Origin of the sequence: Shewanella indica, assembly GCF_033842865.1 — a bacterium.
GTDB lineage: Bacteria > Pseudomonadota > Gammaproteobacteria > Enterobacterales > Shewanellaceae > Shewanella > Shewanella indica.
Genome location: NZ_JAWXXR010000001.1, coordinates 1091719 through 1104893, shown reverse-complemented (window position 1 = coordinate 1104893; position 13175 = coordinate 1091719). Strand labels below are relative to the sequence as shown.

The 13175-nt window shown below is 56.0% G+C and carries 11 protein-coding genes; all 11 read left to right on the top strand.

The genetic code is table 11. From position 1 onward, the window contains the following. Positions 1-2 precede the first annotated feature (2 nt). The 11 genes from ftsL to ftsA all read left to right on the top strand — a co-directional run bounded on the left by ftsL (position 3) and on the right by ftsA (position 13171). Positions 3-317: a cell division protein FtsL gene (gene ftsL / locus SIL79_RS05030; protein ID WP_039035250.1), complete on the top strand. Its 315-nt coding sequence runs from the start codon at positions 3-5 to the stop codon at positions 315-317. Further along, complete coding sequence (locus SIL79_RS05025; protein WP_039035207.1) at positions 314-2050, top strand: penicillin-binding transpeptidase domain-containing protein; 1737 nt, start codon at positions 314-316, stop codon at positions 2048-2050. Before ftsL ends, SIL79_RS05025 begins: the two co-directional genes overlap by 4 nt. After that, positions 2047-3516 carry a UDP-N-acetylmuramoyl-L-alanyl-D-glutamate--2,6-diaminopimelate ligase gene (gene murE, locus SIL79_RS05020; RefSeq protein ID WP_319619032.1) on the top strand — a complete coding sequence of 490 codons (1470 nt, stop codon included), beginning with the start codon at positions 2047-2049 and terminating at the stop codon, positions 3514-3516. Before SIL79_RS05025 ends, murE begins: the two co-directional genes overlap by 4 nt. Beyond that, entirely contained in the window at positions 3513-4889 is a 1377-nt protein-coding gene (locus SIL79_RS05015) for a UDP-N-acetylmuramoyl-tripeptide--D-alanyl-D-alanine ligase (protein WP_319619031.1), read from the top strand. The genes murE and SIL79_RS05015 overlap by 4 nt, the downstream gene beginning before the upstream one ends. Next, positions 4890-5972, top strand: a complete 1083-nt coding sequence (gene mraY, locus SIL79_RS05010; protein WP_039035204.1) for a phospho-N-acetylmuramoyl-pentapeptide-transferase — start codon at positions 4890-4892, stop codon at positions 5970-5972. A 6-nt stretch (positions 5973-5978) separates the two neighbouring features. After that, a complete protein-coding gene (gene murD / locus SIL79_RS05005) occupies positions 5979-7298 on the top strand; it encodes a UDP-N-acetylmuramoyl-L-alanine--D-glutamate ligase (protein WP_319619030.1) in 1320 nt (439 codons plus the stop codon). Further along, the gene (gene ftsW, locus SIL79_RS05000; RefSeq protein WP_039035202.1) at positions 7288-8505 is read left to right on the top strand and encodes a cell division protein FtsW; all 1218 of its coding nucleotides are present in this window, start codon (positions 7288-7290) and stop codon (positions 8503-8505) included. The genes murD and ftsW overlap by 11 nt, the downstream gene beginning before the upstream one ends. Then, a complete protein-coding gene (gene murG, locus SIL79_RS04995; protein WP_039035201.1) occupies positions 8502-9605 on the top strand; it encodes an undecaprenyldiphospho-muramoylpentapeptide beta-N-acetylglucosaminyltransferase in 1104 nt (367 codons plus the stop codon). Before ftsW ends, murG begins: the two co-directional genes overlap by 4 nt. Next, positions 9602-11071 (top strand): UDP-N-acetylmuramate--L-alanine ligase, encoded by a 1470-nt coding sequence (gene murC / locus SIL79_RS04990; protein ID WP_039035200.1) that lies wholly within the window; start codon positions 9602-9604, stop codon positions 11069-11071. The genes murG and murC overlap by 4 nt, the downstream gene beginning before the upstream one ends. Before the next feature lie 96 nt (positions 11072-11167). Continuing rightward, complete coding sequence (locus tag SIL79_RS04985; RefSeq protein WP_144362109.1) at positions 11168-11932, top strand: cell division protein FtsQ/DivIB; 765 nt, start codon at positions 11168-11170, stop codon at positions 11930-11932. A gap of 3 nt (positions 11933-11935) precedes the next feature. Next, complete coding sequence (gene ftsA, locus SIL79_RS04980) at positions 11936-13171, top strand: cell division protein FtsA (RefSeq protein WP_039035199.1); 1236 nt, start codon at positions 11936-11938, stop codon at positions 13169-13171. The last annotated feature ends 4 nt before the right edge of the window (positions 13172-13175 follow it).

Sequence of the window (13175 nt, the reverse complement as noted above, 5' to 3'; positions counted from 1 at the left end):
CGGTGAGTAAGTCGCAACTCAATCTGGCGCGCATAGTGCTGCGGGATCTTTGGCAGCACAAATGGATTCTTTTGCTGGGCATGCTGGTGTTGGGGAATGCGGTTGCCGTGGTATATACCAGCCACATCAGTCGTACCCAGACCAGTGAGTTGGACAAGCTGTTACAGGAAAGGGATCGCTTGGATATCGAATGGCGCAACCTGTTGCTGGAAGAGCAGTCGCAGGCTGAGCACAGCCGGATAACCCGGATTGCGACCAAGGAATTGGACATGATAAGGCCCTTACCCAATGAAGAGGTGGTAGTGAGACTTCCATGAGAAAACAGGCTAAAAGGATTCAAAAGCCCCAACTGATCCACTGGCGACTGCAGGTGGTGGTGGCTTTTGTTTGTCTGTTGTTTGTCTCACTGGTGGGACGCGCTGCCTACATTCAGGTAATAGAGCCGGAAAAACTGCGTCATGAGAGTGATATGCGCACTTTGCGAACCACTTCCAACCAGGTGCAAAGAGGGCTTATTACCGACCGCAACGGCGAGATGTTGGCCGTCAGTGTGCCGGTGCGTGCTGTCTACGCCGACCCCAAGGTGGTTCACGACAAGGATGGCTTCAATGATATGCGCCGCTGGCGGGCGCTGGCCGATGTATTGCACGAGCCGCTGGATGAGTTGCTGGCCAGAGTGCAGTCCAACCCCAGGAAACGTTTTACCTATCTCAAGCGCCAGGTTACCCCGGCGGTCGCGCACTATATCGAGCAGCTGAAGCTACCCGGTATCTACCTTAAGTCCGAGTCACGCCGTTACTATCCGGCTGGCGAGATCAGTGCTCAGCTGGTCGGGATCACCAATATCGATGATGTCGGCATCGAAGGCATTGAAAACACCTACAATAGTTGGCTGACAGGCACTCCCTCCAAACAGAAAGTGCGCAAGTCCCGTGACGGCCGGGTGGTTGAGCGACTGGATATCATCCAGGAAGGCGAGAGTCCCAACGATCTGGTGCTCAGCATAGATCAGCGTATTCAGCAGTTGGCTTACCGTGAGCTCAAGCGTGCCACCGAAATGAACCAGGCAACATCCGGTTCCGTGGTGGTACTGGATGTACACACGGGCGAAGTGCTGGCGATGGTCAACACTCCCTCCTATAACCCCAACTCGCGGGAAAACCTGCAGAGCCACAGGATGCGTAACCGCGCCCTGACAGACACCTTTGAGCCGGGTTCGACGGTGAAACCCTTTGTGGTGGTGGCAGCGTTGGAGGCCGGGATCGTCAAGAATGATGAGCTGATCCCGACATCACCCGGTTGGATGCGTATTGGTGGCCGGCAGGTGCGGGATGTCCGCAACTATGGCGATATGTCATTGGCGAAGATTTTGATCAAGTCCAGTAACGTGGGGATCAGTAAGTTGGCGCTGGAAATGCCGGTGCAGCAACTGCTGGGCACCTATCAGTCCATGGGGCTCGGCAACTATTCAGGGATCAACCTGACCGGCGAGAGTGCCGGTTTGGTGCAGGACAGACACAGATGGTCTGACTTTGAACGGGCGACTCTATCTTTTGGTTATGGTCTGACAGCCACCCCGCTGCAGTTGGCGCGAATGTACGCCACTCTGGGCAGCGGCGGCATACTTTACCCGGTATCGATTCTTAAACTGAAGCAACCGCCGGAAGGCACCCGGGTGATAGCCCCGGACGTGGCCCGCGATGTGATCAACATGTTGGTGGGCGTGACCGAGAAGGGCGGCACAGGTACCCGGGCTCATATTGAGGGCTATCCGGTTGCCGGTAAGTCGGGCACCAGTCGTAAGGCGATAGCCGGTGGCTATGGCGATGATTATGTCGCCCTGTTTGCCGGTGTTGCGCCGGCAAACAACCCCAGGCTCGCCATGGTGGTGGTGATCAACGAGCCCAAAGGGGATAGATATTACGGCGGCGTGGTGGCGGCACCTGTGTTTGGCAAGGTGATGTCCGGCGCGTTGCAGATGTTGAATGTGGAGCCTGTGAGTGATGATGCTCGCGTACAACTGGCTCAGGTACCTAGGAGAGCAGAATGATGTTATTGCGGGATCTGCTGGCTCCCTGGTTTCATTACTCCGGCGCGGAGGCGGTGGCCGAGCCCTGTCTCGACAGTCGGAAAGTAGTTGAAGGTGGCCTTTTTGTGGCCGTTCCCGGACATCAGGCCGATGGTCGGGAGTATGTTGCCGCCGCCTTCAACAAGGGAGCCGCGGCTGCCTTGTTGCATACGGACGATCCGGATGCCCACGGCAAGGTAGAGCGGGAGCAAGGTTTAACCATTTATTTTTTTCAACTGAGTCGGCAGCTATCGGCGCTGGCGGCCCAGTTCTATGGCATTCACGCGGCCAAGCCACGTTTGGTGGGGATTACCGGCACCAATGGCAAGACTTCCGTCAGCCAGCTAATCGCCCAGTGGGTGTCTTTGCTCGGCGAAAAGGCCGGTGTCATGGGCACTTTGGGGAACGGTTTGCTGGGGGAACTCCAGCAAGCGACCAATACTACCAGTGATGCCTTAGCCGTAATGGCCCAGCTCAAGGCTTTTGAGCAGATGGATGTCAGCGTCTGTGCCATGGAAGTATCCAGCCACGGTTTGGTGCAGGGACGGGTAGAAGCCGCGCCCTTTGAAGTGGCGGTGTTTACCAACCTGAGCCGGGATCATTTGGATTATCACCAGACTATGGAGGCTTATGCCGCCGCCAAATTGAGGCTAATGCGGTTTGCCAGTCTCAAACACGCTGTGATTAACCTGGATGACGCCACAGGACAGGCTTGGTTTGAGGAATTACCCAAGGCCAAGTTGCTCGGCTATAGCATTAAGCAAGATCCCAGAGCGGCAGTTATTGCTGTTAACCCTCAATATCACGCCAAGGGCGTACGCGCCGAGATCCACTGGCCGGAAGGTAAAGGTGTGCTGGAAACCCCGCTGCTGGGCGAATTCAATCTCTCCAATCTGTTGGCGGCGTTGACGGCGCTGTATGCCATGGGTTATCCGCTGCAAAAGCTGCTGTCGCTGTCACCGGCTCTGAAACCCGTGCCCGGACGGATGGAGTGTTTCCCGTCGAGAATAGGTTTTTCGCTGGTGGTGGATTATGCCCACACCCCGGATGCGCTGGAGCAAGCGCTCAAGGCGCTGCGGCTGCATACCGACAACCGCCTCTGGTGTGTCTTTGGTTGCGGCGGCGATCGTGACAAGGGCAAGCGGCCGCTGATGGCCCGCGCCGCCGAGGCTTTTGCCGATCGCTTGATGGTCACCAGCGACAATACTCGCAGCGAAGATCCGCAAACCATCATTGATGAAGTTATGGCCGGGCTGACTCGCCCCGAGTCGGCACTCTCCTGTGTCGATAGGGTGACCGCCATTAAACAGGTTTGCGCCCAGGCCGAGGCGGGAGATGTGATCTTATTAGCCGGTAAAGGCCATGAAACCTATCAGGAAGTTGCAGGAAGCCGTCACCACTATGATGAGCGGGCCTTGGCACTGGAACTTAGCGGAGGCAAGGCATGATCCCTTTGACCCTGCAACAAATAGCAACGGCGCTGAATGCCAAATTGATTCCGGCAACTGCCGCAGAGCAGCTGATTGAGAGTGTCAGCACAGATAGCCGCGATATAGGCACCCAAGGTTTGTTTATCGCCCTCAAGGGTGAGCGTTTCGACGCCCATGAGTTTGCGCCAACGGCGGTCAAAAATGGCGCCGCGGCGCTTCTGGTCAGCCGTGAATTGGCACTCGATGTGCCTCAGCTACTGGTGGCCGACCCTCATCAGGCCCTGGGACAACTGGCGACCATGGTGCGCAGTTTGGTTTCACTCAAGTGCGTTGCCTTGACCGGCTCCAACGGCAAGACCAGCGTCAAGGAGATGTTGGCGACTATATTGTCGCAATATGCCAAGGTGCTCTACACCGCAGGTAACTTCAACAACGACATAGGCGTGCCGCTGACTGCCTTGCGGCTGGAGCTTGAACACGAATATGCGGTATTTGAGCTTGGCGCCAATCACAAGGGTGAAATTGATTACACCTCGGCCATAGTGCGCCCGGATGTTGCCCTGGTGAACAATGTCGCCAGCGCCCATCTCGAAGGGTTTGGCTCAGAGGCCGGTGTGGCGGCGGCCAAATCCGAGATTTTCAATCACTTGGCCGCGGACGGCTGTGCCATTATCAATGCCGATGACAGATACGCCGAGGTAATGCGTCAGGCTGCGTTAGGCTACCGTCAGTTAAGCTATGGCATTGACGCAGCAGCCGAACTGACAGCCAAAGATTTGCAGGCCGATGCCTCGGGGCGTTATCGCTGCATTCTTTGCTGGCAGCAGCAGGAGTATCCGCTGGTGTTGCCGCTGGCCGGACGACATCAGGTGGCTAACGCCCTGGCAGCAACTTCGGTTTGCCTGGCGCTGGGCCTGGATATGGAAAGTATTATCTCCGGCTTGCAACAGATGCAGCCGGTCAAGGGACGCATGTTGCCCACAGAGCTTGGGCGGGTGCAGCTGATCGATGATAGCTACAACGCCAATCCGGCTTCGGTCAAGGCGGCGATCAACTGGCTTCACGAAATTCACGGAAATCGCATTCTGGTACTGGGCGATTTAGGGGAATTAGGCGACAATGCCCCCCTTTTGCATCGCGAGCTGGGTGAGTATGCCCGGGAGGCCGGGATAGATGCCCTGTTTTGCTGCGGTCAATTAACCCAGAACACCAGCCAGGGGTTTGGTACGGAACATCTGGATACCCAAGGGCGTTTGGTGGAAAATTTAATCGAATATATCAATCAGTTACCAGGGAGTGTCACTGTATTGGTCAAGGGGTCACGCAGCATGCGTATGGAACGTGTGGTCGAGGCCCTTAAATCAGCCTTCGGGCGTGGGGAGTTAGTGTAGATGCTGGTGTATCTGGCGGAGTATCTAACCCAGTTTTATACCGGGTTTAACGTGTTTTCCTATTTGACCTTCAGAGCCATTCTGGGGTTGTTGACCGCCCTCAGCTTCGCACTCTGGTGGGGGCCCAAGTTGATCGAGCGTTTGCAGTTGTTGCAGATAGGCCAGGTGGTGCGTAACGATGGCCCTGAGTCACATTTCAGTAAGCGTGGCACCCCAACCATGGGTGGATTACTGGTGCTGGCGGGGATCTTTATCAGTGTCCTGCTGTGGGGCGATCTCGGTAACCGCTATGTCTGGGTGATGTTATTCGTTCTGGGCAGCTTTGGCCTTATCGGCTTCCTTGATGATTATCGCAAGGTGGTGCGTAAGGATCCCAAGGGGCTGGTAGCCAGGTGGAAGTACATTTTACAATCGCTGGCGGCGATTGCGGTGGCCTTTTATCTCTACGCTACCGCGGCCTTGCCCGGTGAAACTCAATTGGTAGTGCCTTTCTTCAAGGATGTGATGCCGCAGCTGGGGCTGTTTTTTGTGGTGCTGGCCTATTTCACCATAGTGGGTTCGAGCAATGCGGTTAACCTGACCGACGGCCTCGATGGTTTGGCGATTATGCCTACCGTCATGGTCGCGGCGGCGTTTGCGCTTATTGCCTACCTCTCCGGCCACGCGCAATTTGCCGGCTATTTGCATATTCCACATCTGCCGGGAGCCGGTGAACTGGTGATCGTCTGTACCGCAATAGTGGGTGCCGGTCTTGGTTTCCTGTGGTTCAACACCTATCCGGCTCAAGTGTTTATGGGTGATGTAGGCTCGCTGTCACTGGGGGCTGCGCTCGGCACCATGGCCGTACTGGTACGCCAGGAGATTTTGCTGGTGATCATGGGTGGTGTGTTTGTAATGGAGACTTTGTCAGTCATCCTTCAGGTTGGATCCTATAAGCTGCGGGGCCAGCGGATTTTCCGTATGGCACCCATACACCACCATTATGAATTGAAAGGTTGGCCCGAGCCCAGAGTGATAGTGCGTTTCTGGATTATCTCTTTGTTCCTGGTTCTGCTGGGATTAGCCACCCTGAAGTTGAGGTAAGCAGTCATGATGAGTCGCTGTTCGCACATAGTGTTGGGATTGGGGGCCACAGGTTTGTCTGTGGTGCGCTATCTGGTGGCTCAGGGGCATGCCCCTATGGTGATGGACAGCCGCCGTAATCCTCCCGGTGCCGAGGCGCTGAAAAATGAATTTCCGGATCTGGAGTTTTGCTTCGGTGGTTTTGATTGCCGTGGCCTGGTGCAGGCTGAGCAGATCATCATCAGTCCCGGGATCCCCATGGATACCCCAGAAGTAAGAGCGGCTCTGGATATGGGCATAGAAGTGATTGGCGATGTGGAGCTGTTTGCTCGCGCCATCGCTGACAAGGGCCCATGTGTGCTGGCGATTACCGGCTCCAATGGTAAGTCAACTGTAACGACCCTGGTCGGTGAAATGCTCAAAGCCGGCGGCAAGCAGGTTGCCATCGGCGGCAACATAGGGGTACCGGCGCTGGAGCTTTTGGGCGAAAACGTCAGTCACTATGTGCTGGAGTTATCCAGTTTCCAGTTGGAAACGACCCATAGTCTTAAATGTTTGGCGTCCACTTGCCTGAACATTTCTGAAGACCATATGGATAGATACAGCGATCTGGAAGCCTATCGTCAGGCCAAACTGCGGCTCTATGAACTGAGTCGACTGGCGATTTTCAACCGGGATGATCCGCAGACTCAGCCCATGTCACCCATGAACAACAATAGCTTTGGTCTGGGCAACCCCGAGGGGGATGAGTGGGGGATCACCGACGGCAAGATTTTCCACGGCAGCAGTGAAATCATGAATCTGATGGATGTGGCACTGCTCGGCAGCCATAACCACGCCAACCTGCTGGCCGCCATGGCGTTAGCCGATGCGGCCGGAGTGGATAAGGAAGCCATGGCCAGAGTGGCCCGCGAGTTTAAAGGCCTGCCGCATAGATGTGAACTGGTGGCGGTCAAAAATGGTGCCACCTGGATCAACGATTCCAAGGCCACCAATGTAGGCGCTACCGTGGCTGCGCTCGAAGGACTCAGCGACTATCTCGGCGATGTGATCCTGATTGCCGGTGGGGATGGTAAAGGGGCTGATTTCCGGCCGCTTGCCAATGCGCTGGGCTCTGTGACTCACCTAATCACCCTGGGGCGAGACGGTGACAAGATAGCGGCCCTGAAAGAGGGCGCCATCAAGGTTGGCTCCATGGCGGAAGCCGTGAGTAAGGCCGCCGAGCTGGCGAGTTCCGGAGACATAGTCATGTTGTCGCCGGCCTGTGCCAGCCTGGATATGTACAGCAACTTTATGGCCAGGGGCGATGATTTCCGCCATCTGGTGGAGGCACTGGATGAGCAGTGATGAGCGACAACTCAACCTGTTTGGAACCAGCCTCAAGTGGCGCTGGTCCGACTGGTTCGGTGAAAAGCAATCGCAGGGCATGCAACTGTATGACCGGCGTTTGCTGCTTGCCGTTTTGTCGTTGATCGCCTTTGGCTTTGTGATGGTGATGTCGGCTTCCATGCCGGAAGCCCAGAGTCTGACAGGTAATCCATTTCACTTTGTGACCCGGCATCTGTTCTATTTGGCGGGTTGCGTGGTGATCGCCGCAGTGGTGTTGCAGGTAGAGATGCAGCGCTGGCAGCAACTGAGTCCGCTGATGCTGTTGCTGGTTGGGGTTATGTTGGTAGCTGTGCTGGCAGTAGGCACCACGGTAAACGGCGCGACACGCTGGCTGTCGCTGGGGCCGGTGAGAATTCAGGTGGCCGAGATAGCCAAGTTTGTTTTTGCGGTCTACATGGCCGGTTATCTGGTTAGGCGGCATCAGGAAGTGCGTGAAAACGCCAAGGGTTTTTACAAGCCGATTGCGGTTTTTGCCGTCTATGCCTTCTTGATCCTGATGCAACCGGATCTGGGGACTGTAGTGGTGCTGTTTGTTGGCACGGTCGGGCTGCTATTTTTGGCCGGCGCCCGTTTGCTGGACTTTTTTGCGCTGATCCTGACCGGGGTCATGGCCTTTGTGGCTTTGGTGTTGCTGGAGCCCTACCGGATGCGGCGGGTGACCTCCTTCCTCGACCCCTGGCAGGATCCGTTCGGCAGTGGTTACCAGTTGACTCAGTCGCTGATGGCTTATGGCCGTGGTGACTGGTTTGGTCAGGGGCTTGGTAACAGTATCCAGAAACTGGAATACCTGCCGGAGGCGCACACTGACTTTATCTTCGCCGTTATAGGGGAAGAACTTGGGTTTATCGGCATAGTTGCCGTGCTGGCGGTGCTACTTTTCGTTGCGCTGCGGGCGATTCGTCTCGGCAGCCAATGCTTGGCCATGGATCGGGCATTTGAAGGTTATCTGGCCTACGCCATAGGGATCTGGATCTGTTTCCAGACCGTGGTGAACGTGGGCGCCAGTATCGGCATTTTGCCGACCAAGGGGCTGACACTGCCCTTTATCAGCTATGGCGGCAGTAGCCTCTGGGTGATGACGGCTGCGGTCATGATGCTGATCCGGATAGATCATGAGCGGCGTCTCAGCCTGATCCAGGCGGTACAGGGGAGGCTGAAGTCATGAAAGGTAATAATGTGAATAACAAACGTATTTTGGTGATGGCCGGTGGTACCGGTGGTCACGTTTTTCCGGCGTTGGCAGTGGCCAGACGCTTGGCACAGCAGGGCTGGCAGGTGCGTTGGCTGGGTACCGCCGACCGGATGGAGGCGCGTTTGGTGCCTCAGCACGGCTTTGACATAGATTTTATTGATATTAAAGGTGTGCGTGGCAACGGCATAGTGCGCAAGCTGGCAGCGCCTTTCAAGGTGCTGCGCTCAATTATCCAGGCGCGCAGGGTTATCCGCGAATTTCGGCCAGATGTGGTGTTGGGCATGGGCGGCTTTGCCAGCGGCCCGGGCGGCGTTGCCGCTAAGCTAAGTGGTATTCCGTTGGTGTTGCATGAGCAAAATGCCATTCCCGGGATGACCAATAAGCTGCTTTCTCGTATCGCTACCAAGGTGCTGTGCGCCTTTGCCAACACCTTTGAGCCGGGTAAGGCCGAAGTGGTGGGCAACCCTATTCGCCAGGAACTTATTAGTCTGGGTGGGCAGCATAGAGCCCAACATCAGGATGCGCTGAAAATTTTGGTTGTCGGTGGCAGCTTGGGGGCCAAGGTCTTCAACGACCTTATGCCGGCCGTGGTTGCCGAGGTCAGCAAGTCACAGTCGGTGACGGTTTGGCATCAGGTGGGCAAGGGCAATCAGGCGCCGGTGGAAGCTGAATATCAGCAGCTGGGACAGGATGGCAGAGTCAAAGTGGCTGAGTTTATCGATGATATGGAAGCCGCCTATCGCTGGGCTGACGTGGTCATCTGTCGTGCCGGAGCTTTAACCGTTTCCGAGCTGGCGGCCGTTGGCCTGCCCAGCCTGTTGGTGCCTTATCCCCATGCGGTGGATGATCACCAGACCCGCAACGCCCAGGTGTTGGTGGATGCGGGCGCGGCCTTCCTGTTGCCGCAACCGATTGTCGATGTGCCCAGGCTGGCGAACAAGCTGGCCCTGCTTGGCAGTGATAGAAATGAATTGGCCCTGATGGGGCAAAGAGCCAGAGCGGCCGCCGTGCTGGATGCGACCGATAAAGTCGCCCAGGTCTGTATCGAACTGGCAGAGAAAGGAAATAGATGAACAACAGAGCAGAGAAATACGCCCAGCTTCGCGCCATGATCCCGGAAATGCGCCGGGTGCGTCGCATTCACTTTGTTGGCATAGGTGGTGCCGGCATGGGGGGCATTGCCGAAGTTCTGGTCAACGAAGGTTATCAGGTCAGCGGTTCGGATATTGCCGAAAATGCCGTGACCGAACGTTTGGCGGCTCTGGGTGCTCGCATCATTATCGGCCATAGTGCCGAGGCTGTGGTTAACGTTGATGTGGTGGTGGTTTCCACCGCGATTAAAGCGGATAACCCGGAAGTCGCGGCCGCCAGAGCCAATCGCACTCCGATAGTGCGCCGTGCCGAGATGCTGGCCGAGCTAATGCGTTACCGTCATGGGGTGGCGATCGCCGGCACCCATGGCAAGACCACTACAACCAGCCTTATCGCCAGTGTTTATGGCCAGGCCGAGCGGGATCCGACCTTTGTAATAGGTGGCCTGCTTAATAGTGCCGGCACCAATGCTCGCTTGGGGCATAGCCGTTACCTTATCGCCGAGGCCGATGAGAGTGATGCCAGCTTCCTGCATCTGCAGCCTATGGTGAGTGTGGTAACCAATATTGAAGCCGACCATATGGATACTTATGGCGGCGATTTTGAGAAGTTGAAAACCACCTTTGTCGACTTCCTGCATAACCTGCCGTTCTACGGTGTGGCCGTGCTCTGTATTGATGATCCTGTGGTGAAAGAGATCATGCCGCGTATTGGTCGCCACATGGTGACTTATGGCTTCAGCGATGAGGCCGATGTGCAGGCACTCAACTTTAGCCAGGAAGGGCATCAATGCCGTTTCACCGTGCGTCGCAAGGGACGGGATGACTTGGAACTGCTGCTGAATCTGCCGGGACGGCACAATGTACTGAATGCTTTGGCGGCGATTGCCGTGGCCAGTGAAGATGATATAGATGATGCCGCCATAGTGCAGGCGCTGGCGGAGTTCCAGGGAATTGGCCGCCGCTTCCAGCACTTGGGGGCCTACGATACTCCCAAGGGCGAGGTGATGCTGGTTGATGATTACGGCCATCATCCCAGTGAAGTCGCTGCCACTATCAAGGCGGCTCGTGCCGGTTGGCCCAATAAGCGCCTGGTGATGGCTTATCAGCCACACAGATACAGTCGCACCCGGGATCTGTACGAGGATTTTGTCGAGGTCTTGTCTCAGGTCGATGGTCTGCTGCTGCTGGAGGTTTATCCCGCCGGTGAAGCACCTATCGCGGGAGCCGACAGCCGCGCGCTGTGCCGCAGCATCAGATTGCGTGGTCAGGTCGACCCTATCTATGTCGCTACGCCGGAGCAGTTGCAGGAGATACTACCGGATGTGCTTAAGGACGGCGATCTGCTGATGACTCAAGGTGCCGGCAACATAGGGGCTCTGGCGCGCCAGTTGGCGAGCAGCAAACTGGGGTTTAGTGATGATAAGAAAGATACGATTTCTGAATAGATTTTCGCCGCTTAATGGCTTGAAAACAGTATCTTTTGACCAAGAAAACCAGCCCTATATAATGGCCGGTTTTCCGCCAAGCTAACAGGCAGGACCATGGCGCTGAAGGACAGGTTGCACAAGGGCCGTGAAAGGCTTGCCGGAGTCAATTGGTATCTCTGCAGCGGGATTGGCTTTCTGCTGTTGGTACTGGCGGCATTCGGCATGGCGGCTTGGAAACTGGGACTGGTGCTGAATGATGCCGAGGCCTTGCCCATAGAGGCTGTGGCGATAAAAGGCGAGCGCCAGTACACCACGGATGCAGAAATCCGCGGCGCCTTGCAGGACTTGATGCAGCGCAGTTTTTTCAGCGCAGATGTGGCCGAGGTGCAACAGGCGCTGGAGGCTCTGCCTTGGGTATACCGGGCTTCGGTTCGACGTGAATGGCCGGCCAAGCTGAAGGTTTATCTGCAGGAGCAGGTCGCCGTGGCGCACTGGAATCAGGATGAATGGCTCAATGAACACGGCGAGGTGTTCCTGGCGCCACCGCAACCCGGGCTGGAAAATCTGCCTTGGTTGGCGGGACCTGAACCTATGGCACAGGAGGTATTGACCTCCTTTCGGCAGATGGATGAACTGCTGCGGATAAACAGCTTTAAGTTGGATAGATTGAGTCTCAGCCCGAGACATGCCTGGGAGGCGACTTTGGGCAACGGCATCATGCTGGAGTTGGGACGAGAGGACAAGATGGCGCGGATACAGCGTTTTATCAATGTGTATCCGGAGTTGGTTAAACAGGAAAAGAGTGTCGCCAGAGTGGATCTACGCTATGACACGGGTCTGGCTGTAGGCTGGGAAGACGCACAAGAAGAGAGCCGTTAATTAATGACCAAGAACCAAGATAGAAATCTGATCGTCGGATTGGACATAGGGACATCCAAGGTCGCTGTGATCATAGGTGAAGTCTTGCCCGATGGCGAAATCAGTGTCGTCGGTCTGGGTAATCATCCATCACGCGGCATGGATAAAGGCGGGGTTAACGACCTCGATTCTATCGTGCGCAGTGTGCAGCGGGCCTTGGATCAGGCCGAGCTGATGGCAGACTGTCAGGTGTCTTCGGTGTATTTGAGCATTTCCGGCAAGCATATCGCCTGTCAGAACGAAAACGGCATGGTCTCCATCAATGATGAAGAGGTGACTCAGGAAGACGTGGACAACGTCATTCACACGGCCCGTTCGGTGAAGATCCCCACTGAACGCCGCATTTTGCACGTATTGCCGCAGGAATATGCCATAGATGTTCAGGAAGGGATCCGCAGCCCTATCGGCATGTCCGGCATGCGGATGGAAGCCAAGGTGCATATAGTCACCTGCGCCAATGATATGGCCAAGAACATCACCAAGAGTGTTGAGCGCTGTGGCCTCAAGGTGGACGACTTGGTGTTTTCCGGTATCGCTTCGGCCGATGCGGTACTGACCAATGATGAAAAAGATCTGGGTGTTTGTCTGGTGGATGTCGGTGGCGGTACCACAGATATCGCCGTGTATACCAATGGCGCTCTGCGTCACTGCGCCGTGGTGCCGGTGGCCGGCAACCAGGTAACCAGTGATATCGCCAAAATTTTTCGTACGCCACTGTCGCATGCCGAGCAGATTAAAGTGCAGCATGCCAGTGCCCGCAGCTCCATGGTGAGCCGTGAGGACAGTATAGAAGTGCCGTCCGTGGGTGGCCGACCGTCAAGAACCATGTCGCGTCATACTTTGGCCGAGGTGGTTGAACCCAGATATCAGGAACTGTTCGAGTTGGTATTCAAGGAACTCAAGGACAGTGGCCTGGAAGATCAAATTGCCGCCGGCATAGTGTTGACCGGTGGTACCGCCTCTATTGAAGGGGCTGTGGATGTTGCCGAAGCCACTTTCGGCATGCCGGTCAGGGTGGCATCACCGCTGCCGGTGAAAGGTTTGTATGAATATGTGGATCAGCCCATCTACTCCACAGGTGTTGGGCTGTTACATTACGGCGCGCGCAGGGTTATCGAACGTCAGTTTGAACGACCCGAGCGTCAAGGGGTGACCAGTCTCTGGAATCGGGTTCAGAGCTGGTTTAAAGGTGAGTTTTAACTTA